The organism is Roseateles sp. GW821-FHT09B06 (genome assembly GCF_059418245.1).
Map to the genome: position 1 here is coordinate 161,282 of NZ_JBWKPM010000009.1, position 22,473 is coordinate 183,754.

Annotated in this window: 21 protein-coding genes and 1 pseudogene; 9 read left to right on the top strand and 13 right to left on the bottom strand. The window is 70.4% G+C overall.

Annotated features, from left to right (window positions below):
• Window positions 1-113: 113 nt before the first annotated feature.
• The 4 genes from AC07OQ_RS10735 to AC07OQ_RS10750 are packed head-to-tail and all read left to right on the top strand — an operon-like array spanning window position 114 to window position 5,313.
• The gene (locus AC07OQ_RS10735) at window positions 114-1,811 is read left to right on the top strand and encodes a long-chain fatty acid--CoA ligase (RefSeq protein WP_495053112.1); all 1,698 of its coding nucleotides are present in this window, start codon (window positions 114-116) and stop codon (window positions 1,809-1,811) included.
• Window positions 1,808-2,791 (top strand): tripartite tricarboxylate transporter substrate binding protein, encoded by a 984-nt coding sequence (locus tag AC07OQ_RS10740; RefSeq protein ID WP_495053113.1) that lies wholly within the window; start codon window positions 1,808-1,810, stop codon window positions 2,789-2,791. Before AC07OQ_RS10735 ends, AC07OQ_RS10740 begins: the two co-directional genes overlap by 4 nt.
• A gap of 9 nt (window positions 2,792-2,800) precedes the next feature.
• Window positions 2,801-4,342, top strand: coding sequence for a class I adenylate-forming enzyme family protein (locus AC07OQ_RS10745; protein ID WP_495053114.1), 1,542 nt, complete (start codon window positions 2,801-2,803; stop codon window positions 4,340-4,342).
• Window positions 4,336-5,313 carry a Bug family tripartite tricarboxylate transporter substrate binding protein gene (locus tag AC07OQ_RS10750; protein ID WP_495053133.1) on the top strand — a complete coding sequence of 326 codons (978 nt, stop codon included), beginning with the start codon at window positions 4,336-4,338 and terminating at the stop codon, window positions 5,311-5,313. The genes AC07OQ_RS10745 and AC07OQ_RS10750 overlap by 7 nt, the downstream gene beginning before the upstream one ends.
• A 10-nt stretch (window positions 5,314-5,323) precedes the next feature.
• Here AC07OQ_RS10750 and AC07OQ_RS10755 read toward each other — a convergent pair whose 3' ends face one another.
• The 7 genes from AC07OQ_RS10755 to uraH form a co-directional block, all read right to left on the bottom strand.
• Window positions 5,324-5,719: a hypothetical protein gene (locus tag AC07OQ_RS10755; protein WP_495053115.1), complete on the bottom strand. Its 396-nt coding sequence runs from the start codon at window positions 5,717-5,719 to the stop codon at window positions 5,324-5,326.
• A gap of 64 nt (window positions 5,720-5,783) precedes the next feature.
• Window positions 5,784-6,437: an amino acid ABC transporter permease gene (locus tag AC07OQ_RS10760; RefSeq protein WP_495053116.1), complete on the bottom strand. Its 654-nt coding sequence runs from the start codon at window positions 6,435-6,437 to the stop codon at window positions 5,784-5,786.
• A gap of 83 nt (window positions 6,438-6,520) precedes the next feature.
• A complete protein-coding gene (locus tag AC07OQ_RS10765) occupies window positions 6,521-7,345 on the bottom strand; it encodes a transporter substrate-binding domain-containing protein (RefSeq protein ID WP_495053117.1) in 825 nt (274 codons plus the stop codon).
• Window positions 7,346-7,470: 125 nt separating this feature from the next.
• Window positions 7,471-8,430 carry an SdiA-regulated domain-containing protein gene (locus AC07OQ_RS10770; RefSeq protein WP_495053118.1) on the bottom strand — a complete coding sequence of 320 codons (960 nt, stop codon included), beginning with the start codon at window positions 8,428-8,430 and terminating at the stop codon, window positions 7,471-7,473.
• Window positions 8,431-8,443: 13 nt separating this feature from the next.
• Window positions 8,444-9,097 (bottom strand): lamin tail domain-containing protein, encoded by a 654-nt coding sequence (locus tag AC07OQ_RS10775; RefSeq protein ID WP_495053119.1) that lies wholly within the window; start codon window positions 9,095-9,097, stop codon window positions 8,444-8,446.
• 105 nt (window positions 9,098-9,202) lie between these two features.
• Entirely contained in the window at window positions 9,203-10,018 is an 816-nt protein-coding gene (xdhC, locus tag AC07OQ_RS10780; protein ID WP_495053120.1) for a xanthine dehydrogenase accessory protein XdhC, read from the bottom strand.
• 10 nt (window positions 10,019-10,028) lie between these two features.
• The gene (gene uraH / locus AC07OQ_RS10785) at window positions 10,029-10,385 is read right to left on the bottom strand and encodes a hydroxyisourate hydrolase (protein ID WP_495053121.1); all 357 of its coding nucleotides are present in this window, start codon (window positions 10,383-10,385) and stop codon (window positions 10,029-10,031) included.
• 65 nt (window positions 10,386-10,450) lie between these two features.
• Between uraH and AC07OQ_RS10790 the strand changes: the two genes are divergently transcribed.
• The 4 genes from AC07OQ_RS10790 to AC07OQ_RS10805 are packed head-to-tail and all read left to right on the top strand — an operon-like array spanning window position 10,451 to window position 15,105.
• Window positions 10,451-11,125 (top strand): GntR family transcriptional regulator, encoded by a 675-nt coding sequence (locus AC07OQ_RS10790; RefSeq protein ID WP_495053122.1) that lies wholly within the window; start codon window positions 10,451-10,453, stop codon window positions 11,123-11,125.
• Entirely contained in the window at window positions 11,122-12,081 is a 960-nt protein-coding gene (puuE, locus tag AC07OQ_RS10795) for an allantoinase PuuE (protein ID WP_495053123.1), read from the top strand. Before AC07OQ_RS10790 ends, puuE begins: the two co-directional genes overlap by 4 nt.
• 8 nt (window positions 12,082-12,089) lie before the next feature.
• Window positions 12,090-13,859 carry a 2-oxo-4-hydroxy-4-carboxy-5-ureidoimidazoline decarboxylase gene (gene uraD / locus AC07OQ_RS10800; protein WP_495053134.1) on the top strand — a complete coding sequence of 590 codons (1,770 nt, stop codon included), beginning with the start codon at window positions 12,090-12,092 and terminating at the stop codon, window positions 13,857-13,859.
• Between the two features lie 4 nt (window positions 13,860-13,863).
• Window positions 13,864-15,105 carry a M20 family metallopeptidase gene (locus AC07OQ_RS10805; RefSeq protein WP_495053124.1) on the top strand — a complete coding sequence of 414 codons (1,242 nt, stop codon included), beginning with the start codon at window positions 13,864-13,866 and terminating at the stop codon, window positions 15,103-15,105.
• Window positions 15,106-15,171: 66 nt separating this feature from the next.
• Here the strand turns inward: AC07OQ_RS10805 and AC07OQ_RS10810 are convergent, their stop codons facing one another.
• Both AC07OQ_RS10810 and AC07OQ_RS10815 read right to left on the bottom strand, forming a co-directional pair.
• On the bottom strand, window positions 15,172-15,672 hold the full coding sequence (locus tag AC07OQ_RS10810; protein ID WP_495053125.1) for a tetratricopeptide repeat protein: 501 nt from the start codon (window positions 15,670-15,672) through the stop codon (window positions 15,172-15,174).
• Window positions 15,669-17,267 carry a hypothetical protein gene (locus AC07OQ_RS10815; protein ID WP_495053126.1) on the bottom strand — a complete coding sequence of 533 codons (1,599 nt, stop codon included), beginning with the start codon at window positions 17,265-17,267 and terminating at the stop codon, window positions 15,669-15,671. Before AC07OQ_RS10815 ends, AC07OQ_RS10810 begins: the two co-directional genes overlap by 4 nt.
• A 486-nt stretch (window positions 17,268-17,753) precedes the next feature.
• Between AC07OQ_RS10815 and AC07OQ_RS10820 the strand changes: the two genes are divergently transcribed.
• Window positions 17,754-19,586, top strand: coding sequence for a TonB C-terminal domain-containing protein (locus tag AC07OQ_RS10820; protein ID WP_495053127.1), 1,833 nt, complete (start codon window positions 17,754-17,756; stop codon window positions 19,584-19,586).
• A 16-nt stretch (window positions 19,587-19,602) separates the two neighbouring features.
• Here the strand turns inward: AC07OQ_RS10820 and AC07OQ_RS10825 are convergent, their stop codons facing one another.
• From AC07OQ_RS10825 to AC07OQ_RS10840, 4 genes and pseudogenes are all read right to left on the bottom strand, one after another.
• Entirely contained in the window at window positions 19,603-19,842 is a 240-nt protein-coding gene (locus tag AC07OQ_RS10825; RefSeq protein ID WP_495053128.1) for a hypothetical protein, read from the bottom strand.
• Between the two features lie 119 nt (window positions 19,843-19,961).
• Window positions 19,962-20,717 (bottom strand): DUF899 domain-containing protein, encoded by a 756-nt coding sequence (locus AC07OQ_RS10830; protein ID WP_495053129.1) that lies wholly within the window; start codon window positions 20,715-20,717, stop codon window positions 19,962-19,964.
• 427 nt (window positions 20,718-21,144) lie between these two features.
• Window positions 21,145-21,822 carry a Vgb family protein gene (locus tag AC07OQ_RS10835; RefSeq protein ID WP_495053130.1) on the bottom strand — a complete coding sequence of 226 codons (678 nt, stop codon included), beginning with the start codon at window positions 21,820-21,822 and terminating at the stop codon, window positions 21,145-21,147.
• Between the two features lie 48 nt (window positions 21,823-21,870).
• Window positions 21,871-22,473 (bottom strand): annotated as a pseudogene (locus AC07OQ_RS10840) (helix-turn-helix domain-containing protein); the annotation flags it as partial.

The window sequence follows — 22,473 nt, forward strand, 5'->3', positions numbered from 1 at the left end:
TGGTCCGTACCGGCCACTCCATTCCGATCTGCGGAATTCGAGCACCGGACCAACGCAAACATTCAGGAGACATGAGCACCCGGGCCGTCACGGCCGGGCTCATCATTGGCAGCATGTCCGACGCGCATTTCAGCCATTGGCCTCCCGGCCTGCCGCGGCAGCTGAGCCTGCCCCGCACCCACCTCTTCTACAACATCGAGGTCTCGGCCGCACGCTACCCCGACAAGCCCTGCACCCTGTTCTACGACTCGGCGCTCAGCTATGCGGACTTCAAGCACGAGGCCGAATTGCTGGCTGGCTGGCTGCAAACGGTGCAGGGCCTGCAGCGCGGCGAGCGCGTGCTGCTCTTCATGCAGAACAGTCCGCAATGGGTGCTGGGCTACTACGCGATCCTGCGCGCCGATGCGGTGGTCGTGCCGGTCAACGCGATGAACCGCGGCGAGGAACTGCGCCATTATGTGGAGGACAGCGGCGCGCGCATCGCCCTGGTGGCCCAGGATCTGCTGCCCGAGCTGGCGCCGCTACTGGGCACGGCCGGCCTGAGCCGCCTGCTGGTCGCGACCTACAGCGACCATCTGCGCGCCGCCACCGACATGGCGGTGCCGGACTTCGTCGCCGCGCCGCGCCTTGCCGAACTGCCCGCCGGCTGCACCGCCTGGTCCGAGGCGCTGGCGGCCGGGCACGAACCCGGGCCGATGCGCGCCGGCCCCGCAGACCTGGCCGTGATGCCCTACACCTCGGGCACCACCGGCCGGCCCAAGGGCTGCATGCACACCCATGCCAGCGTGATGAGCACCCTGGTCGGCGGGGTCTGCTGGTTCGGCCGCACCCAGGACGCGGTCTACCTGGCCGCCCTGCCCTTCTTCCATGTGACCGGCATGTCGGGCAGCATGAACGGCCCCCTCTATATCGGCGCGACGATCGTGATCCTGCCGCGCTGGGATCGCGAGGTGGCGGCGCTGTCGATCGCGCGCTACCGGGTCACGGTCTGGCAGACCATCTCGACGATGATGATCGACTTCCTGGCCAACCCGCGGCTGGCCGAGCATGACCTCTCCAGCCTGGCCGGCATCCGCGGCGGCGGCGCGGCGATGCCGGCGGCCATCTGCGCCAAGCTGAAGGCACTGACGGGGCTCGACTATGTCGAGGGCTATGGCATGAGCGAGACCATGGCCGCCACCCATATCAACCCGACGCACCGGCCGAAGCCTCAGTGCCTGGGCATCCCGGTGTTCGATGTCGATGCCCGCATCATCGACCCGCAGACCTCGGCCGAGCTGCCGCAGGGCGAAAGCGGCGAGATCGTGGTCCACGCGCCCCAGGTGATGCAGGGCTACTGGCAGCAGCCCCGCGCCACCGAGGAAGCCTTTGTCGAGATCGCCGGCAAGCGCTTCCTGCGCACCGGCGACATGGCCCGCATCGACGAGGACGGCTACTTCTTCATGACCGACCGCCTGAAACGCATGATCAATGCCTCGGGCTACAAGGTCTGGCCGGCCGAGGTCGAGGCGTTGATGTACCACCACCCGGCCGTGCTGGAGGCCTGCGTGATCGGGGTGCCCGATGCGCGCCGCGGCGAGACGGTCAAGGCCCTGGTGGTGCGCAAGCCCGGTGCCGGCCTCAGCGCGCAGGAACTGATAGCCTGGTGCCATGAGCATATGGCGGCCTACAAGAGCCCGCGCCTGGTCGAGTTCGTCGCCGGTCTGCCCAAGTCCGGCAGCGGCAAGGTGATGTGGCGCGAGCTGCAGGAACAGCAGGCCAGGCGGAACGGCGAGAACAAGACATCGACCACCACAGGAGACAAGACATGACCCCAACAAGCGTCACGCGCCGCAGCCTGCTGCTGGCAGCGGCCTCCGCCACGGCGCTGGGCACGGTCCACGCGCCGGCCCTGGCCCAGGCCTGGCCCGCCAAGCCGATCACGATGATCGTGCCCTGGCCGGCCGGCGGCTCCACCGACCGCCATCTGCGCGCGCTGGCCGAGCTGGCCTCCAAGCATCTGGGCCAGCAGATCATCATCGACAACAAGCCCGGCGGCGGCGGCACCTTGGGCCCCGGCACCATGGCCCTGACCGCCAAGCCCGATGGCTACACGATCGCCCAGTTCCCGCTCGGCATGCTGCGCATCCCGCATATGCAGAAGACCGCCTGGCATCCGCTGAACGACTTCACGTTCCTCATCGGCATCTCGGGCTATACCTTCGGCTTCACGGTGCGCAGCGACTCGCCCTACAAGAGCTTCAACGAGTACATCGAGGCCGCGCGCAAGGCCCCCGGCGCGCTGAACTACGGCTCCACCGGCACCGGCTCGAGCCCGCATCTGCTGATGGAAGAGCTGGCCGGCCATGCCAAGGTGCAGCTGACCCATGTGCCCTACAAGGGCAATGCCGATCTGCAGCAGGCGCTGCTGGGCGGCCATGTGATGGCGCAGAGCGATGCCAGCGGCTGGGACAAGTTCGTCGATGGCGGCCAGATGCGCCTGCTGGTGACCTTCGGCGAGCAGCGCACCAAGCGCTGGCCCCAGGTGCCCACGGCCAAGGAGCTGGGCTATGGCGTGGTCGCGACCTCGCCCTATGGCCTGGTGGGCCCCAAGGGCATGGACCCGGCCGTCGTCGCGGCCTTGCACGACGCCTTCAAGAAGGCGATGGACGATCCCAGGCATCAGGAGCTGCTGGACCAGCTGAACCAGGCCATGTGGTACCGCAGCGGCGCCGACTACCGCTCCTGGGCGGTCGAGACCTATGCCAAGGACAAGGCCCTGATCGAGCGCCTGGGCCTGGCGGCCAAGTAGGTCCGCGCGATGACCATCGTCGAAGCTTCCTTTCGCCTCGTCGCCGATCTGGTGCGCGAGCATGCGGCGCGGCGCCCGGCGGCCGTTGCGCTGCGCGGCGGCGACGAGCAGCTCACGTATGGCGAGCTCGACGCGCTGCTGGACCGCGTGGCCGCGGCCCTGCAGCGCGAGGGCCTGCGGCCCGGCGATGCGATCGCGCTGGCCGGCCTGGCCACGCCGACCCAGGCCGCGCTGTTCCTCGGCGCGCTGCGCGCCGGTGTGGTCGTCGCGCCGCTGGCCAGTTCGGTGACACAAGTCCAGTTCGCGGGCATGCTGGCCGACGCGCAGGCGAAACTGCTGTTCCTGGACGACAGCGCCGCGGGCCTGGCACCGCCGGGCCTGCGCTGCATCGATGTCCTGCGCGACCTGCCGGCTTGGCTGGCGCCCGCGGGCACGCGCCCGGCACCGGTGGCACTGGCGCCCGAGGCGCCCTTCAACATCATCTATTCCTCCGGCACGACCGGCACGCCCAAGGGCATCGTGCAATCGCATGGCATGCGCTGGGCCCATGTGCAGCGCGGCGTGCAATATGGCTACGGACCGGAAGCCCGCACCCTGCTGGCCACGCCGCTGTACTCGAACACCACGCTGGTGGTCTTCGTGCCCAGCATCGCCTATGGCGGCTGCGTCGAGCTGATGGCCAAGTTCGAGGCCGGCGCCTATCTGGCCCTGGCCGAGCAGCGCCGCGCCACCCACACGATGCTGGTGCCGGTGCAATACCAGCGCCTGATGGACCATCCGGACTTCGACCGCTTCGACCTCGCGAGCTTCCGGCTGAAGTTCTGCACCAGCGCGCCCTTCTCCGCGGCGCTGAAGGCCCGGGTGCTGGCGCGCTGGCCCGGCGGCCTGACCGAGTTCTACGGCATGACCGAGGGTGGCGGCACCTGCATCCTCGAAGCTCATCTGCACCCGGACAAGCTGCACACCGTGGGCCGGCCCCAACCCGGCCATGACATCCGCCTGATCGGCGCCGACGATGTGGAACTCGCACCCGGCAGCCACGAGGCGGGCGAGGTGGTCGGCCATTCACCGGCGATGATGAGCGGCTACCACGGCCAGCCCGAGAAGACGCGCGAGGCCGAATGGTTCGCGCCGGACGGCAAGCGCTTCATCCGCACCGGCGACATCGGCCGCTTCGACGCCGAGGGCTTCCTGACCCTGATCGACCGCAAGAAGGACATGATCATCTCGGGCGGCTTCAACCTCTATCCCAGCGATCTGGAGGCCGCGTTGCGCGAGCATCCGGCGGTGGCCGAGGCGGCGGTGGTCGGCGTGGCCAGCGCCTGGGGCGAGAGCCCGGTGGCCTATGTGGTGCGGCGCGAGTCCGGCCGCGACGCGCCGCCGGCGGCCGAGCTGCTGGCCTGGCTGAACGGCCGGGTCGGCAAGACCCAGCGCCTGATCGACCTGCGCTATCTCGACGAGCTGCCGCGCAGCGCCATCGGCAAGGTGCTCAAGCGCGAACTGCGCGAGCGCTACCAGCAGAACAAGCACGAGGAGACAAAAGCATCATGAGCCTGACCCGCCGCGACTTCGGCCTCGCCACCACCGCAGCCCTCGCCCTGCCCGGCCGCGTCGGCGCCCAGGCCGCCTGGCCCGCCCGGCCGGTCAAGCTGATCGTGCCCTACCCGCCCGGCGGCTTCACCGACGTGACGGCGCGCCTGGTCGCGCAGAAGCTGCAGGAGCGCCTAGGCCAGCCGGTGCTGGTCGACAACAAGCCCGGCGCCAACAGCATCATCGGCGTGGACCAGATGGCCAAGTCCCCGGCCGACGGCTACACGATGGCCGTCGTGATCGCCGCCTACGCGGCCAACACCACGCTCTATCCCAAGCTGCCCTACGACCCGGCCAGGGACATCGCGCCGGTCGCGCTGATCGGCCTCTCGCCGCTGGTGGCCGCGGTCCACAACGACGCGCCCTTCAAGACCGCGGCCGAGCTGATCGCCTACGCGAAGCGCAACCCCGGCAAGGTCAGCTTCGGCTCCAGCGGCAATGGCTCGGCCGCGCACCTGAGCACCGAGCTCCTGAAGGCGCTGACAGGCAGCTTCATGGTCCACATCCCCTACCGCGGCGCCGCGGCGGCGCTGACCGATCTGATGGGCGGCCAGATCCAGCTCTTCCTCGACGCCGCCTCGGGCCTGATCAACCCCGGCAAGAGCGGCAAGGTGCGCCTGATCGGCGTGGCCGCCGACAAGCGCCTGCCGGCCCTGCCCGAGGTGCCGACCTTCATCGAGCAGGGCATCGCCGGCTTCACCGGCAGCACCTGGGCCGGCATCCTGGCCCCGGCCGGCACGCCGGCCGAGGCCATCCGGCGCGTGGCCGACGAGGTGCACGCGATCGTGCGCCTGGACGAGGTGCGGCAGCGGCTGGAGGGCATGGGCACGGTGCCGATGGGCGGCACGAGCGCCGAGTTCGCGGCCTTCATCGCCAGCGAGACGGCCAAGTGGGGCAAGGTGATCCGCGATGCGAAGGTGAAGGCGGACTGAGAGGCCAAACCTAAGGTGCGCGGGTCCCCGCGGCCTTCAGCGCCGCCAGCGCCTGGGTGTGGGCCTGCACCAGTTCCGGCGAACCGTCGAAATGCCACAGATAGCGGGTCGTGAAGGGCTCGCTGCTGTCGCGGTCCAGGCTCAGCAGCTGCCGCGCGCGCTGCGCCACGGCCACCGGGGCGGCCAGCGCATCCCCGTCGCCATCGAGCGCCTCGTCCAGCATCACGATCAGGCGGCTCAGGGGCTCGAGCCAGCGCATCTCCTCGGCATAGGCCATCACCTGCAGGAAGTCGCCCGCCCCCTGCGGGCCATGCCGTTTCTCGTAGTCGCGCCGTTCCAGTTCGATCAGGGCGCGATGCAGGTCGAGCAGCGCCTTGCGCAGGGCCTTGCAGGGATCGTTGTGCATGGTGTGATGGGAAGCGTCGTGAGGTGAAGAGGCGGGCCTAGGCCGAGCGTACCCTGCGCGGCCCTCAATGCGGAAACGCCAGCCGCTTCTCCAGCAGCTTCTGCAACTGCTCGAAGGCCAGGCTCAGCACCCAGTAGACCAGCGCCGCCGCGATATAGAGCGGAAAGGGCTGGAAGGTGGTGGAGATCAGCTCCTTGGTGGCCAGCATCAGCTCGGTCACCGCGATCACCGAGACCAGGGAGGTGTCCTTGATCAGGCTGATCAGGCTGTTGCTGAGGCTGGGCACGGCCGAGCGCAGCGCCTGCGGCGCGATGATGTAGCGCAGGGTCTGCACCCGCGTCATCCCGAGGCTCCTGCCGGCCATCCATTGCCCGTCCCCGATGCCGGCCACCGCGCCGCGCAGGCTCTCCGACAGATAGGCCGCGACATTGAGCGTCAGCGCCAGGATGCCGGCCACCAGGGGCGAGAACTCGATGCCCACGCTGGGCAGGCCGTAGTAGATGATGAACACCTGCACCAGCAGCGGCGTGCCGCGAAAGGCGCTGACATAGAGGGCCGCGGCCTGGGCCAGGCCCGGCACCGCCAGCACGCGCAAGAGCGCGATCAGGGCGCCCAGCGCCAGGCCCAGCACCATCGCCGCCACCGCGAACAGCAGGGTCAGGCCGGTGGCCTTGAGCATCACCGGCGCGGCCAGCTCGAACAGCGAAACAAGATCCATCGCGAGGTCCCTTTTTCTTGTGCCGCAAACGGCACCGCCCCCGGCTGGGGGCGGTCAGATGGTAAGCAGCGAGCGCCTGTTGCCTACTGCGCGACCGGCGGCTTGCTGACGTCGCGGCCGAACCATTTGGCCGAGATCTTCGCGAAGCTGCCGTCGGCCTTCATGTCGGCCAGGGCCTTGTCGATCGCCGCCTTGAACTTCGGGTTGTCCTTGCGGAAGGGGATCGCATTGCTCTCCACCGCGCCCAGCGGCGCGCCGGCCTTGACCGGCAGCTTGGTCTTGGCGGCCAGATAGGGGATCAAGAGGCTGTCGTTCAGCGCCACGTCGATGCGGCCGCTGGCCAGGTCCTGCAGGTATTCGGCCGCGCCGGGATAGACCTTGACATCGGCCCCGGCGATGCCGCGCGCCAACTCGGCGTAATTGGTGCCCTGGCCCACGCCGATCTTCTTGCCCTTCAGATCGTCCGGGGTCTTCAACGCGCGGGTCTCGTTGGCGCGCACCACCAGCTGCGGGCTCGACACCACATAGGCATCGCTGAAGTCGAAGGTCTTGCGGCGCACCTCGGTGGCCGCCACCTGGTTGACGATCACGTCGTACTTGCCGGCCTGCAGGCCGGCCAGGATGCCGCTCCACTCGGTGGTCGTGAACTCGGGCTTGACGCCCAGCTTGGCGGCAAGCGCTTCCGCGATCTCGACGTCGAAGCCGGTCAGCTTGCCCTGTTCGTCGCGGTAGTTGAAGGGCGGGTAGGTGCCCTCCACCGCGACGCGCAGGCTGCCGCGCTGCTTCACCTCGTCGAGCAGGTCGGCCGCCTGGGCCAGCGCACCGGCGGCCAGCAGCAGGCCCAGGGTGCCGGCACGGCCCCAGCGCTTCAGCAGCGCCGTCGTCCTCGTTGCATTTGTCGTCTTCATGTTCTGCTTCATCATCGTCATGCCTCTCGCTTCGAGATGGGTGGCGACGATGGTAGCGGCTTTGCGACAACCGTGCCGGCGGGCCATCAATGGCCCGCCGCCGCGCCGTTCGGCGGCGAGGTTTTTCAGTGCCGGCGCGCGCGCCAGCCCAGCAGGGCGAGGCCGGCCAGCATCAGCGCCAGGCTGGCCGGCTCGGGCACCGGCGCCATCGGGTTCAGCGTCAGCAGCCGCGAGTTCCCGGTGCCGCTGTCCTCGGCCACCAGGTAGATGACGCCCTTCTCGTCGATGGTCACGCCCTCGATGGCCTGGCTGGTGAGGCCGCTCAGGTCGAAGCTGGACAGGGTGTTGCCGCTGCGGTCGATCTCCACCAGGCGGCGCGAATCCAGGCTCAGCACCAGCAGATGGTCGGCCGCGGCCGTGCCGGCCAGCGCGTCGACGCCGGCCAGCGTTGCCACGTCGGACAGGCTGGCCAGGCCCAGCCTAGCGTCGGCGTCGAACAGCGGCGCCATGGTCGATACGCCGCCGCCCAGCGCGAAGCTCAGCCCGCCGGCCAGCAGGGCCTGCGGGTTGTCCTGCTTCACGGTGACGAAACTGCCGCCGCCCCGTGGGTCATAGCCGATGCCCTCGGTACCCAGATTGCCAGCGCTGGCGCCGAAGGACACCGAGGGCGCATTGGCCAGGTTGACGCTGCCGCCGGCCACATAGGAGAAGCGGTAGGCATCCTGTAGCCGCTCCTCGACCACCACCAGCTGGCCATTGCCCAGATAGGCCAGGCCCTCGGCGTCATGGTTGCTGCTGGCCGCCGGCCAGCCGGAGAAGCGCATGGTCGACAGGGTCTGGCCGGTCAGCGAGATCTCCGTCACGCCCAGGCCCTCGTCGCCGACGACGAAGAGGCTGCCGCGGTCGCGCGCATAGCTCACGGCCGAGGCCTCCAGGCCCAGGCCACCCAGCGTGTCGAGCGTGTAGTTGCCGCCGGCCTGGTAGTTGCCCAGATTGAGGAAGCCGGCGGCCGAAGCGGAGGAGGCCGCCGCCACGGCGGCCAGCGCGACCAGGCCGCGCTTCAGGAGGGAAGTCTTGTTCTTCATGAGCGCTCGCCTCTCACTTCGCACGGCGGCGCGCCACGCCGGCCACCACGGCCAGGCCGGCGATCAGCAGCGCGTAGCTCGAGGGCTCGGGCACCGGAGCCAGCGCGAACTGGCCGGGATTGCCGATGGCGCCGTTGCCGATCAGGTGCGAGCCGAAGGCGTCGCCGGCGCTGGCCCACACCCAGCTGGTGGGCGTGGTCTCGTTCAGCCCGGCCAGGCTCAGCGGATTGCCGCTGGCGGTATCGGTGCGCACGGTACCGCGGGTCTGGTCGCCGTAGCTCAGACGATCCACCAGCTGGCCGCCGGCGTCGTAGAGATTGATCTCGTCCTCGCGACCCAGATTGGTGGTGTTGCCGCCGATGATCTTCACGTTCGCTCCCAGCGCCCAGGCGGCGCGGAAGGCCGCGGCCGAGTCCTGGGCCAGGATCACCGACTCGCCCGGATTCACCAGGCCGAAGGCCGACAGGCTCACGGTGCCGGCGGCGCGCGAATCGTCATCGAAGGACCAGCCGGCGAAGCTGACCGCCTGGCTGCCCAGATTGGTGAACTCGATGAACTCCGAGCTGTTGTACAGCCACTCGGTGATCTGGACCTGGGCCTGGGCGCCAGCGGCGCACAGGCCCAGGGCGGCCGCGGCCAGCGCGCGGCGGACGGAAGAGCATGCCATGGTGATTTCCTCGCAGGGGTGGATGCCCGGCGGCGCCGGACCAGCGCGCGAAGTTAGAAGACGCCAATGACAGTCCCAAGACAGACCGGCGACACCCCCCTTGTTTCAGGGGGCCGGCCAGCCCTGCAGCAGCTGCGCCACCACCGCCACCGCGATCACCGCCGGCTGCTTGCCGCCGATCCCGGGCACGCCGATCGGGCAGCTGACGCCGGCCAGCTCCGCCGCGCTGAAGCCGCGCGCTTCCAGCCTATGCCGGAAGGTGGCCCATTTGCTCTTGCTGCCGATCAGGCCGATGAAGGGCAGATCGCCGCGTTCGCGGCGGCGCTGCAGGCAGGCGGCCACCACGTCCAGGTCCTCGGCATGGCTGAAGCTCATGATCAGCACGCGCGAGTCCGGGGCCAGGTCTTGCACCGCGGCCTGCACCGGGTCCGAATGCTCGGCGCTGACATTGTCCGGCAGCGCCGCGGGGAAGATCTCGTCGCGGCTGTCGACCCAGAACACCTCGGCCGGCAGCTCGCCCAGCAGGCGCACGATGGCGCGTCCCACATGGCCGCCGCCGAACAGGGCCACCGGCAGGCGCGGTTCGGCATCGGCCAGGCGAGCTTTCAGCGCCGGGATGTCGGTGGCGCCCAGCAGCGCGAAGTCCAGCCACACCACGCCGCCGCAGCATTGGCCCAGGCTCGGCCCCAGCGCGAAGCGCCGGCGCGGCTCGGCCACCCGGCCCGCTGCCAGGATGGCGCGGGCCTGGGCGACGGCCTCGAACTCCAGATGCCCGCCGCCGATGGTGGCCACCAGGGCCGAGCGCCCCACCGCCATCCAGGCCCCCACCTCGCGCGGCCCGCTGCCCTGCACGGCCTCCACCCGCACCAGCACCGCCGGCTCGGCGGCCAGCAGCAGTGCGAGTTCCTGCCAGGGCCTCATCGCATCGACCTCAACTGCCCCGGTAGGTGGAATAGGCCCAGGGGCTGGCCAGCAGCGGCACATGGTAATGGGCCGCCGTGTCGGCGATGCCGAAGTCCAGCGGCACCTCGTCCAGAAAGGCCGGCTCGGGCAAGGCAACGCCGCGGTCCTTGAAATAGGCCGCCACGCCGAACACCAGGCGGTAGCGGCCGGGCTGCAGGGCCGCATCCTGCAGCAGCGGTGCGGCGGCGCGGCCGTCCTCGTTCAGCAGCAGGCGCTGGATCAGCTGGGCGGCGCCGGCGGCGTCGATGCGGTACAGCGCCACCGCCATGCCGGCGGCCGGGCTGCCATGCATGGTGTCCAGCACATGGGTGGTGAGCTTGCCCATCGGGAGGTCCTTCTACGCGTCATACGATCCTGAGGCAAAGTGTATACACTTCTGCACACAAGACCATGAGCGCCGACCCAGACAGCACCACCGCCCGCATCGCCGCGTCCATCACCGCGGCCATCGTCGAGCGCCGCCTGATGCCGGGCACCAAGCTGGCCGAGCAGAAGCTGGCCGACATCTACCAATGTTCGCGCACCCTGGTGCGCCAGGCCCTGAACCAGCTCAGCCGCGACCGCCTCGTGACCCTGCATCCGGCGCGCGGCGCCTTCGTCGCCGAGCCCGGCGTCGAGGAGGCACGCCAGGTCTTCGAGACCCGCCAGATGCTGGAAAGCGCGCTGCTGGCCCAGCTGGCCGAGCGCATCACGCCGGCCCAGATCAGGCAGTTGCGCACGCACCTGAAGCAGGAGCGCGAGGCCGTCGCGCGCACCGATGTGCCGGGCCGCACCCGGCTGCTGGCCGATTTCCATGTGCTCCTGGCCCGGATGCTGGGCAATGAGGTGATGGCCGAGATGCTGTCGGACCTGCTGTCGCGCAGCTCGCTGATCGCGCTGATGTACCAGAGCTCGCATTCGGCCGCCGAGTCGCAGGCCGAGCACGAGTTGATCGTCAACGCGCTGGAGGCCAAGGACCGGAAGGCGGTGCAGAAGCTGATGGCCACCCATCTGGGCCATGTGGAGGCGAACCTGCGGCTGAACCCGCGCGTGAAGGATCTGAAGGAAGCCCTGAGCAGCTTATGAACGGCCCCATCCAGCCCTCCCGCTATCCCCGCGACCTGATCGGCTACGGCGAGCACCCGCCGCATGCCCAATGGCCGGGCGGGGCCCGCATCGCCCTGCAGTTCGTGCTGAACTACGAGGAAGGCGGCGAGAACTCGGTGCTGCATTGCGACGCGGCTTCCGAGCAGTTCCTCTCCGAGATGTTCAACCCGGCCGCCTATGCGGCGCGCCACCTGAGCATGGAGGGCATCTACGAGTACGGCTCGCGCGTGGGCGTCTGGCGTCTTTTGCGCGAATTCGAGAAGCGCGCGCTGCCGCTGACCGTGTTCGGCGTCGCGATGGCGCTGCAGCGCCATCCCGAGCTGACCCGGGCCTTCAAGGAACTGGACCACGAGATCGCCTGCCACGGCTGGCGCTGGATCCATTACCAGAACATCGACGCGGCCGAGGAGCGCCGCCACATGGACATCGGCATGGATATCATCCAGCGCCTGACCGGCGAGAGGCCCTCGGGCTGGTACACCGGCCGCGACAGCCCCAACACCCGCCGCCTGGTGGCCGACTACGGCGGCTTCGAGTACGACAGCGACTACTACGGCGACGACCTGCCCTTCTGGCTGCAGGTGCGCAAGAGCGACGGCCGGCTCGGCCCCCATCTGGTCGTGCCCTATACGCTGGACTGCAACGACATGCGCTTCGCCCTGCCCCAGGGCTTCAGCCATGGCGACGAGTTCTTCGAGTATCTGCGCGACAGCTTCGACCTGCTCTATGCCGAGGGCATCGAGGCGCCCAAGATGATGAGCGTGGGCATGCATTGCCGGCTGCTGGGCAGGCCCGGCCGCATGCGCGCGCTGCAGCGCTTCCTGGACCATGTCGAGAAGCACGACCGCGTCTGGATCTGCCGCCGCGTGGACATTGCACGGCACTGGCGCGCCACCCATCCCTTCGACGCGACCCAGGCCTTCATCTGGGAATGACCATGGAAATGAAGATCACGCTGGACCAACTGAACGCCGCCGGCCCGACCGAGTTCGTCGCGCTGCTGGACGGCAGCTATGAGCATTCGCCCTGGATCGCCGAGCGCGCCGCGGCGGCCCGCCCCTTCGCGACCCTGGCCCAGCTGAAGCATGCGCTGGCCCAGGTGGTGCGCGAGGCCTCGGCCGACGAGCGCCTGAGCCTGATCCGCGCCCACCCCGAGCTGGCCGGCAAGGCCATGGTGGCCCAGACCCTGACCGCCGAGTCCACGAACGAGCAGAGCAAGGCCGGCCTGACCCAGTGCACGCCCGAGGAGTTCGCGCGCATCCAGCAGCTCAACGCCGACTACAAGGCCAGGTTCGGCTGGCCCTTCATCCTGGCCGTGCGCGGCCCGCGCGGCCAGGGCCTGAGCAAGGCCGAGATCATCGCCACCTTCGCGCGCCGGCTCGAGGGCCATCCGGATTTCGAGCGCGCCGAATGCCTGCGCAACATCCACCGCATCGCCGAGATCAGGCTGAACGACAAGTTCGGCGTCGAGCCCCGGCTGGGCAATCTGGTGTGGGACTGGGCCGAGCAGCTGGCCGTGCATTCCGACCCCGGCTTCAAGCAGCAGGGGCAGCTCACCGTCACCTACCTGACCGAGGCGCACCGCGCCGTGGCGGCCCAGCTGGCGCATTGGATGCGCGAGGACTGCGGCTTCGACGAGGTGAACATCGACGCGGTGGGCAATGTGGTGGGCATCTACCACGGCACGGACAGGTCGGCCCCGCGATTGCTGACCGGCAGCCATTACGACACGGTGCGCAACGCCGGCAAGTACGACGGCCGCCTGGGCATCCTGGTCCCCTGTGTATGCGTGCGCGAGCTGCACGCCCAGGGCCGCCGCCTGCCCTTCGGCCTGGAGGTGGTGGGTTTTGCCGAGGAGGAAGGTCAGCGCTACAAGGCCACCTTCCTGGGCTCGGGCGCGCTGATCGGCCGCTTCAGGCCCGAATGGCTGGATCAGCGGGACGCCCAGGGCGTTTCGATGCGCGACGCGATGCTGGACGCCGGCCTGCCGGCGACGCTGGACGCCATCGCCGCGCTGACGCGCGACCCGGCGCGCTACCGCGCCTTTGTCGAGGTGCATATCGAGCAGGGTCCGGTGCTCAACGAGCTGGACCTGCCGCTGGGCGTGGTCACCTCGATCAACGGCAGCGTGCGCTATCTCTGCGAGGTGGTGGGCATGGCCTCGCATGCCGGCACCACGCCGATGGACCGGCGCCGCGACGCCGCCGCCGCGGTGGCCGAGCTGATCCTGTTCGTCGAGGAACGCGCCGGATCCGAGCAGGACATCGTCGGCACCGTCGGCATGCTCGAGGTTCCCGCCGGCTCGATCAATGTGGTGCCGGGCCGCTGCCGCTTCAGCCTGGACCTGCGCGCCACCACCAATGCCGCGCGCGACCGGCTCGACACCGATGTGCAGGCCGAGCTGGCGCGCATCTGCGCGCGCCGCGGCCTGCACTACAGCGTCACGCCGACCGAGAACGCCTCGGCCGCGCCCAGCGATTCGGCCTGGCAGCAGCGCTGGGAGGCCGTGGTCGTCGCCCAGGGCCTGCCGGTCTTCCGCATGCCCTCGGGCGCGGGGCACGACGCGATGAAGCTCTTTGAAGCCATGCCCCAGGCCATGCTCTTCCTGCGCGGCCAGAACTCGGGCATCAGCCACAACCCGCTGGAAGCCATCAGCAATGACGACGCCGAGCTCTGCGTGCGCGTCTTCCAGCAACTGCTCGAAAGCCTGTGAGCCCATGGACAACAAGCATTACGAACAACAACTCGACGCCTGGATCGACGCGCATTTCGACGAGCAGGTGCGCTTTCTCCAGGCCCTGGTCCAGGTACCCACCGACACGCCGCCCGGCAACAACGCGCCGCATGCGCTGCGCACCGCCGAGCTGCTGCAGGGCTTCGGCTACGAGGCCGAGCAGCATGCCGTGCCCGAGGCCGAGGTGCGGGCCTACGGCCTGCAGTCGATCACCAACCTGATCGTGCGCCGCCGCTTTGCCGAGCAGGGGCCGGTCATCGCGCTGAACGCCCATGGCGACGTGGTGCCGCCCGGCGAGGGCTGGAGCCATGGCCCCTACAGCGGCGACATCGAAGACGGCAAGCTCTATGGCCGCGCCAGCGCGGTCAGCAAGAGCGACTTCGCGACCTACACCTTCGCGCTGCGCGCGCTGGAATCGCTCGGCATTCCCCTCAAGGGCGGCGTCGAACTGCACTTCACCTACGACGAGGAATTCGGCGGCGAGCTGGGCCCCGGCTGGCTGCTGAAGAAGGGCCTGACCAAGCCCGACTTCCTCTTGGCCGCCGGCTTCGCCTACCAGGTGGTCACCGCGCACAACGGCTGCCTGCAGATGGAAGTGACGGTGCACGGCAAAATGGCGCATGCAGCCATTCCCGACACCGGCATCGACGCGCTGCAGGGCGCGGTGGCCATCCTCAATGCGCTGTATGCGCAGAACGCCGAGTACAAGAAGGTGACGAGCCGGGTCGATGGCATCAAGCACCCTTATCTGAACGTCGGCCGCATCGAGGGCGGCACCAACACCAATGTCGTGCCCGGCAAGGTCACGCTGAAGCTGGACCGCCGGATGATCCCCGAGGAGGACCCGGCGGCGGTGGAAGCGAACCTCCGCGAGCTGATCGCGAAGGCCGCGGCCGGCTATCCCGGCATCACGGTGGAGATCAGGCGCCTGCTGCTGGCCCGCGCGCTGCGGCCCCTGCCCGGCAACAAGCCGCTGGTGGATGCGCTGCAGAAGCATGGCCGCGCCGTGTTCGGCGAGGATATCCCCACCTCGGGCACGCCGCTCTACACCGATGTGCGCCTCTATGGCGAGCATGGCATCCCGGCCGCCATCTATGGCGCCGGGCCGCGCACCGTGCTGGAGAGCAATGCCAAGCGAGCGGACGAACACCTGGTGCTGGAAGACCTGCGCCGGGCAACCCAGGTGGTGGCGCGGGCGGTGTTTGAGTTGCTGAAGGAGGCCTGAGCGGGGTCATCATCGCTCGCGGCCGGGCGCAGGCCGTCACGACGAACGACGGAATGGCGGTTTCGCTCAGGGCCGCCGCTCCGCCTTGATCGACCTGAACTCGGCGACCGCCTTCTCCAGATCCTTCAACTCGTCGCAGGACACCAGGCACAGCGCGCGCAATGCGGTGAGGTGCCGCTCGGCGCCGGCCAGGTCCTCGATCATCAGGTAGGCCTCGCCAATGTATTCGTGGGCGCCGCGGTGGTCGGGCTTGATGGCCAGCGCGCGCTTGTAATGCTCGAAGGCCTGGTCCATCTGGCGCAGCTTGCGGTGCGTGAAACCGAGTTCGTTGTGCACATCGGCCGCGTCCGGGAAGCGTTTGAGCGCGGCCTGGTAATGCCGCAATGCGATGGCTGCGTCGCCGGCCTTGAGCGCCGCGCGGCCGGCAGCGTAGTCGGCATCGGCCAGCAGTGCCTGGTCGTCGGAGTCGTCCGACTGCACCGCCGCGGCCCTGTGCAGCAGCAGCGGCGGCAGCAGCAGCAGCATCAGGGCCGCTGCCGCGACGCCCGCGCGCCGAACCCGCTTCACCGGCTTGCCAGGAAGGTTCTGGCGCGCTTGATCTCGGGCAGCGGGGTGTCGGCGTCGCGCGTGAGCTCGACCAGTTTGGCGTAATGCGCGCGCGCGCTGTCGCGCTGGCCAGCCGCATCGGCGGCCGCCGCCGCGCCGGCATAACCGCGCAGGCGGTTGGGCTCGCGCACCTGCGACTGCTCGAACTCCTTGAGCGCGGCAGCGGGCTGCTTGAGCTCCATCAGCATTTCGCCCAGCAACTCACGCGCCGGCACGACGCGGCCGGGCGTGACGATGTGCTTCTCGCTGCGATCCTCCATATCGGCCGCGGCGCGCATCAGTCGCAGGGCCTCGTCGTGCTGGCCCTTGGCCTTGGCGATCCAGGCCGCAGCGGCGATGCGCTGGACCTCGACCTCGGTGGCCCAGTAGTTGTTCTTGGCTTCGACAAGCGCCCTGTGCTGCGCCTCCAGGCGCTGCGCCTCCTGCTCGGCCGCGGCCACGTCGCCCATACGTGCGGCGCCTAGCGCGCGCGAGAAGCTCGTGATGGCCTCGCAATGAGCGAAGGCCGTGCCTTGCGGCGCGAGCTGCGCCGCCGCGGCCCAGTCGCCCCGCTCGAGCGCCAGCCGCGCGGGCATCGCCACCGCGGCATAGGGGCCCGCGAACTGCGCCAGCTTGGCGCCGTCGGCGCTCTTGAACTCTTCCATCACGCGCCGCGCCTCCTGGTCGCGGCCGAGCTGAAGCTGGGCATAGACCATGTAGTCGGCGGCATGGTAGGTATTCACGGCCTCGGAGGGATCCTTCTTTGCCACGTCGGCCGATCGGCGGTTCGTGCTCACCGAGTCCGTCCAGGCTCCCACGCGAGTGAAGATATGCGAGGGCATGTGCAGCGCATGCGGCGCGTCGGGCGCGATGCCCGCATAGCGGCGTGCGGCAGGCAGGCCCTTGGCGGCGATCGGCGGTGCGTCGTAGCTGTGGATCAGGTAATGCGCGACGCCCGGATGGTCCGGATACTTGACGAACTGCTGCTCCAGCACCGCGGCCGCCTTCAGGTAGGCCGCGTAGGTCTGGTCGGCCTGCGACTGCGTGCCGGCGACGTAGAGCGCCGCGAAGATCTGCGCCTCGTCGTCATCGGGGTACTTTGCGGCCAAGGCCTCGAAGGCCAGGGCGCGCGCCGCCTGCCGCGCTCGCTCGGGCCTGCTGGCGAAGTCGGCGTAGTAGCTGGCGACGGCCTCGATGTAGTCGCGTTCGCGCTGCGTCTTGGCGCCCACGCGCCGGCCTTGTTCGATCGCCGCCGCGGCAGCCTCGGCGGCCTTCGGCGAGGGGCCTTGGCCGGCGAGCGGGTTGTTCATCAGGATCGCCGCGATGCCAAAGGTGGCGATGCCGCAGCCGGGATCGTCGTCGAGCACATGGCGGAATGCCTTTTCGCCGGCCGAGAACCAGAACGAATGCAGCATCGCGATGGCGCGCTGCAACTCCTGCTGCACCTTGGCGTCGCAACTGTTGGCAAAGGCAACCTTGCCGAGCCGGCCCTTGCCCTCCTCCACTTCGTGGCCGAGCGACGGGCCGACGAGAACCAAGGTGAGAGCGGCCGCGGCCGCGATCGGCGTGATGTGCATGGAGGGCTCCTCTGGTGGGCGCCGAACGGCTCGCGGAAGGACCCGGCGAACCGCCTGGCGCGACGATTATGTGACCGGCCACCATGGGACGCAACGGCGCGCCCATGGCCGGGATCGGTGCAGCGGGGGCCCTCCCGCTGCAGCCGAGTACCTGTCCTTGCGCGGGGAAAGGCCCATCGGGGCCGGCATCTCGCACTTCGCCCGGCGGTCTATCAGCGCGCAGAATCAATCGGTCAATGCGCAATCGCCCCCCTCGACCCTGCGTCCGGACCCGCGAGAATCGGCGCCCGAGCCTGACCGGGTTTGGATAGAGAAGACAATGGGCGCGATGCGATTCACGGCTATCTCCGAGATGCTTGGGCAAGATCATGCCCGGCGGGTCCGTCGGCGCGACGGGCGCAAGGGGCAGCACGGCGCCCTGCCGCCCCGCGTCGGCAGCAGCAGCATCGGCAGCCATGCCCGGGCCGCGACGGTGGAGCACGCTTGTTGAGCTCCACAACGGATTTCGGCGACGCGCTGGAACCCGCCCCCGAGCCGCAGCCGGCGCCGTTCGCGCAAGCCGCGGCGGCAAGCCATGCCCCATGGCGGAGCAGCCGGGGCAGCAGCGCCATCGAACGCAGGCGCCGGGCGCTTGCGCTGCTGCTCTCCCTGCTGATCCACGCGCTGCTGCTGAGCCTGAGCTTCGGCGGTCAGGGGCTCGGTCTTCCGGGCTTCGGCTTCCCCTGGCAGGAGCGGCGCGCCGAGGCGCCCGATCTGCGCGTCACGCTGCTTGCGGCCGCGCGGCCATTGGCGACGCCGGTGGAGGGCGAGCCGCCCGCGGCCCGTCCTGCCGGCGTCACCGCCGGGCCGGCGCTGGCGCCCTCCGGGTCCGCTGCGCCGCCCCCGCCGGGACCGGCGGCCGCGGTGATCGCGCCGCTGCCCGGTCCGACGGCGCCGAGGCCGGAGCCGGGCCCAACGATCGACACCGCGAGCGCTGCGCCCCCCGGGACGGCGGCAGCACCTTGGCGCACCGATCATCCGCCCGCTGACGCCGCGCCCCTCCCCGAGCCCACCGCTCCCGCCGCTCCCGCCATGCTCGCCGTGCCGCGGTCCGAGGCGCCCACATGGGTCGTGCCGCCCGCGTCGACGCTGCCGACGCCCGTCATCACCGCGGCCGCGCCAAGCGCCTCCAGCCCGCAGCCGATCGAGGCGACGCCGCCGCTGCGTCGCGATACGGCCGATGCCGCTGAAGCGCCCGCGCGAATCAGGCGGGAAGCGTCGGAGCGCGCCCTTGTTGAACGGGCCGAGATCGAAGCCGCCGCCATGACTGCCAAGAAGGCGGCGGCAGCGGAACGGCTAGAGACCGAACGGCAGGCGGCGGTGCGGCTAGAAGAAGAAACAGCGCGGGCCGAGGCCGCAAGGCTGGAAGCCGAGCGGCAGGCGGCGGCTCGGCTGGAAGCGGCGCGGGTCGAAGCCGCGCGGCTGGAGGCCGAGCGTCGGGAGGCCTTGCGGCAAGCCGCGGCGCGGCAGGAAGCAGCGCGGGCCGAAACGGCGCGACTGGAGGAGGTTGAACGGCAGGCCGCAGCTCGGCAAGAGGCGACACGGCTGGAAGCAGCGCGGGTCGACGCCGAGCGACAGGCGGCGGCACGGCAAGAGGCGGCACGGCAAGAGGCGGCACGGCAGGAGGCGGTGCGGCAGGAGGCCGCAAGGAAGGAGGCCGAACGCCGGGAGTCCGCGCGACAGGAAGCAGCGCGCGCCGAAGCCGCGCGGCTGGAGGCCGAGCGGCAGGCCGCGGCTGGCCAGGAGGCGGCGCGGCAGGACGCGGCGCGGGCCGAGGCCGCCAGGCTGGAAGCCGCCAGGATGGTGGAGGCGGAACGGCGGGAAGCCAGGCTTCGGGCGATAGGACGGCAGTTGGATGAGGAGGCCGCCCAGCGTGACGCGGCGGCCGCGGCCGCCGCGCGCCAGTCGCCGGCGCCCGGATCGAGCAGCGCGCGTCGAGGCCGGCTGTTCGGGCGCAGCGACCCCAACGCGGAACTCGTCCTGTACGCGGAGGCCTGGGCCCGCAAGATCCAGCTGAACATGACCATCGACATGGTCCGCGAGGCGGCGAAGCAGCCGCACACCGATCCGCTGGTGACGGTGGCCGTCCGCAGCGATGGCTCGGTGGAGTCGGTGAGCTTCGTGCGTTCCAGCGGCGTGCCGGCCATCGACGAAGCGATACGGCGCATCGTGCACAGCCAGGCGAACTACCAGGCGTTCCAGCCCGGCCTGGCCCGCGATTTCGACGTCATCGAGATCCGCCGGAGCTGGCATTTCGACACGGCGGTCCGGCTGTACTAATGGAGCGGGCCAGCGCCTACCCGGCCGTGCCGGGCGTCCTCAGCATCAGCAGCAGCCCGGTGAGGCCCAGCGCCGCCGCCACCAGCAGCGCGCCGGCCAGCCGCTGGAACAGCGCGGGGTCCGGTGCCAGGCCTTGCGCCAGGGCCCAGGCCAGCGCCGCAACCGAGGCGGCATGGCCGATCGCCAGCGGCAGCAGGGCCAGGCGCCGGGCCCGGCGGCCGTCGCGCGCGCCCAGGCCGCGGGCGGCGGCGAACACCCAGCCGTTGGCCGGGGTTCAGTCCATGCAAGGCGCCGAGGCCGGCGACGGCCAGCCGGGGCCACAGGCTTGTTGCCGCCATGGTGCCGGGCAGCTGCGGGGCAGATCGGCCCGGTTTTTCAGGCCTGCGCCGCGCAGCAGGAGCCCTGGCCCGCGGCCGCCGGCGACGACTCATAGCGGTCATGGTGCCGCAGCCATTGCATGCCGTAGCTCAGGCCGTCCTCGTCGCGGCCCTTGGGCGCCAGGTCCAGCAGCCGGTAGGTGCCCATCATCACCTCCACGCCGCGCCCGTAGGTCGAGTAGGTGTGGAACACCTCGCCGGAATCGTCCCGGTAGAAGGCGCTGATGCCGGGCGCCTCCTCGTGCGGGAAGGGCTGCAGGGCGTAGTTGTAGGGCACCGCGCCCGCGGCGCGCTGCGCCGGCGTGAAGGAGACGCCGAAGTCGTAGTTGAAGTCGCTGCCCTGCGAGGACACCCACCTGAACCGCCAGCCCATGCGCCGGCGGAAGCGCTCGATCTCGGCCAGCGGCGCACGCGAGACCACCAGCCAGCCGACATCGCGCTGCGCCAGATGCGGCAGCGCCCCCTCGATGTGGTCGGCCATGAAGGAGCAGCTCGGGCAGCCCTGCTCCCAGCCGGGTGCGAACATGAAATGCTGGACCAGCAGCTGACGCCGGCCCTCGAACAGCTCGGCCAGCGAGCGCCGGCCTTCGGGCGCGTCGAAGACATAGGGCTTGGCCAGGCGCACCCAGGGCAGCGCGCGGCGCTCGCGGGCGAGCCGATCGGCCAGACGGGTCAGCTCCTTCTCGCGCGCCAGCAGCCGCTGGCGTTCGGCCAGCCAGCGGTCCCGGGAGACGACCGGATGATTGCTGCTCATGATGGGACTCCTTGCCGGGTTGCGAGAAAGAAGAAGGCGCTTTGCGTGTTGTTTGGTGATGCTGAAATGACGACGGCCTGGGCGCAGGAGGACGGGCAGGCCTGCTGCTGCGTGCCAGGGCCTCCCGGCCCTGCCTTTCGCCAGGCACCGGAAGTCCACCGGACTTCCGGTGTCCGGGCTCAATCCCCCGGCCGCTACGCGGCCTCCTCCTTGACCTGCGCATCAGGCCCGCCCGTCCTCCTGCTTGGCGTTGCGTTTGGTTTTCTCCGCCAGAGCCCAGCGGTGGAGAAGCCAGGGCCTCGCAGTGGCGCTCAAGGCCAGGCTGGGAGATCAGAAATCAACGCGCAAAGAGCCAAGAAGAATGGGCTCGGCCGCAGCACGGCGCATTCGCCTGCCGTTGCCTTGGCCGCTGTGCTGCGCGCCGAACTCAGGGCGCGCCGGGCCTGGGCCGGCGCACGGCGCGCACCTTGCCGCTCGAGCCGCCGCCGCAATAGAACAGCGCCGCGCCATCGGACTCCATGCCGCTGACGCCGATGCCGCTGGGCATCTCCAGCCGCTCGAGCACGGCGCCGCTGTGCGGGTCGATGCGGCGGATCTCGCTCTCGTCGCCCTCCCAGGTGCCATGCCACAACTCGCCGTCGACCCAGGTCACGCCGGTGACGAAGCGGTTCGACTCGATGCTGCGCAGGATCGCGCCGGTGGCGGGATCGATCCGATGGATCTTCCGGTCACGGTAATGCCCCACCCACAGGCTGCCCTCGGCCCAGGCCAGGCCCGAATCGCCGCCCTGGCCGGGCGCCGGGATCGAGGCCAGGACCGCGCCGGTGGCGGGATCGATCTTGTCGATGCGCGCCTCGGCGATCTGGTAGAGATGGGTGCCGTCGAAGGCGGTGCCGGCGTCGCAGGCGTGCTCCAGCGTGCGCGTCGGCTCGCCGCTGCCGGGATCGAAGGCCAGCAGGCGATCGCCGGTGGCGGCCCAGACGCGCTGTCCGTCATGCGTGACGCCATGGATGCGCTCGGCGCCCTCGAAGGGGCCGTACTCGCGCACGATCTCGGCCTTGCGAAGCACGGCGGCTGTCTTGCCCGGATTGCTGCTGCTGCTCATCGTCGTTTCCTTGTGCGACGCGCCGCGGATCGGCGCCGTGAGAGCAATTTAGCCGGGTGGCAGCGCGGCGGGGAGTAACAAGATCGTCGTGAATCCGGCCAGCGGCGGCGCCAGCCAGCGCTGTGCGCGCGCCCGCCCGATCGAACGCGCCCGCCCTTCGGCCTCCAGTTCGACCAGGGCGCGCTGCACGCTGCGCTGACTGGCCCCCAGGGCCAGCGCCAGCGCCGAGGTGGACCAGGGCACGCCATCGGCCAGCAGGGCCAGCAGCGCGCCCCGATCGCCATCGACGGGCGGTGCCAGCACCAGGACGGCGCTCGTCTCCCTGCCGCGCGGCACGAGCGCGAAGCCGCGCGCGCTGGCCTCGATGCTCGCCAGCGGCGTGATCAGCGCACGCAGGCGGCCGATCGCGACCCGCAGCCGCGCGCGGTGCGAGTCGTCGGGGTGGCGGGTGCGGAAGGCGCCGGCGATCAGCTCGTTGCGGTCGACATCGCCGGGCCAGGCCTCGGCCAGCGCGCGCAGCAGCGCGAACAGCAGCGGCCGGCGCGCCAGCGGCAGCCAGGCGGCACCGGCGCGCAGGCCATGGCGGCAGGCGTCGACCACCAGCGCGCCGGAGGCCGGCAGGGCCTCGACCTCGGCCAGCCGCAGCGCCTG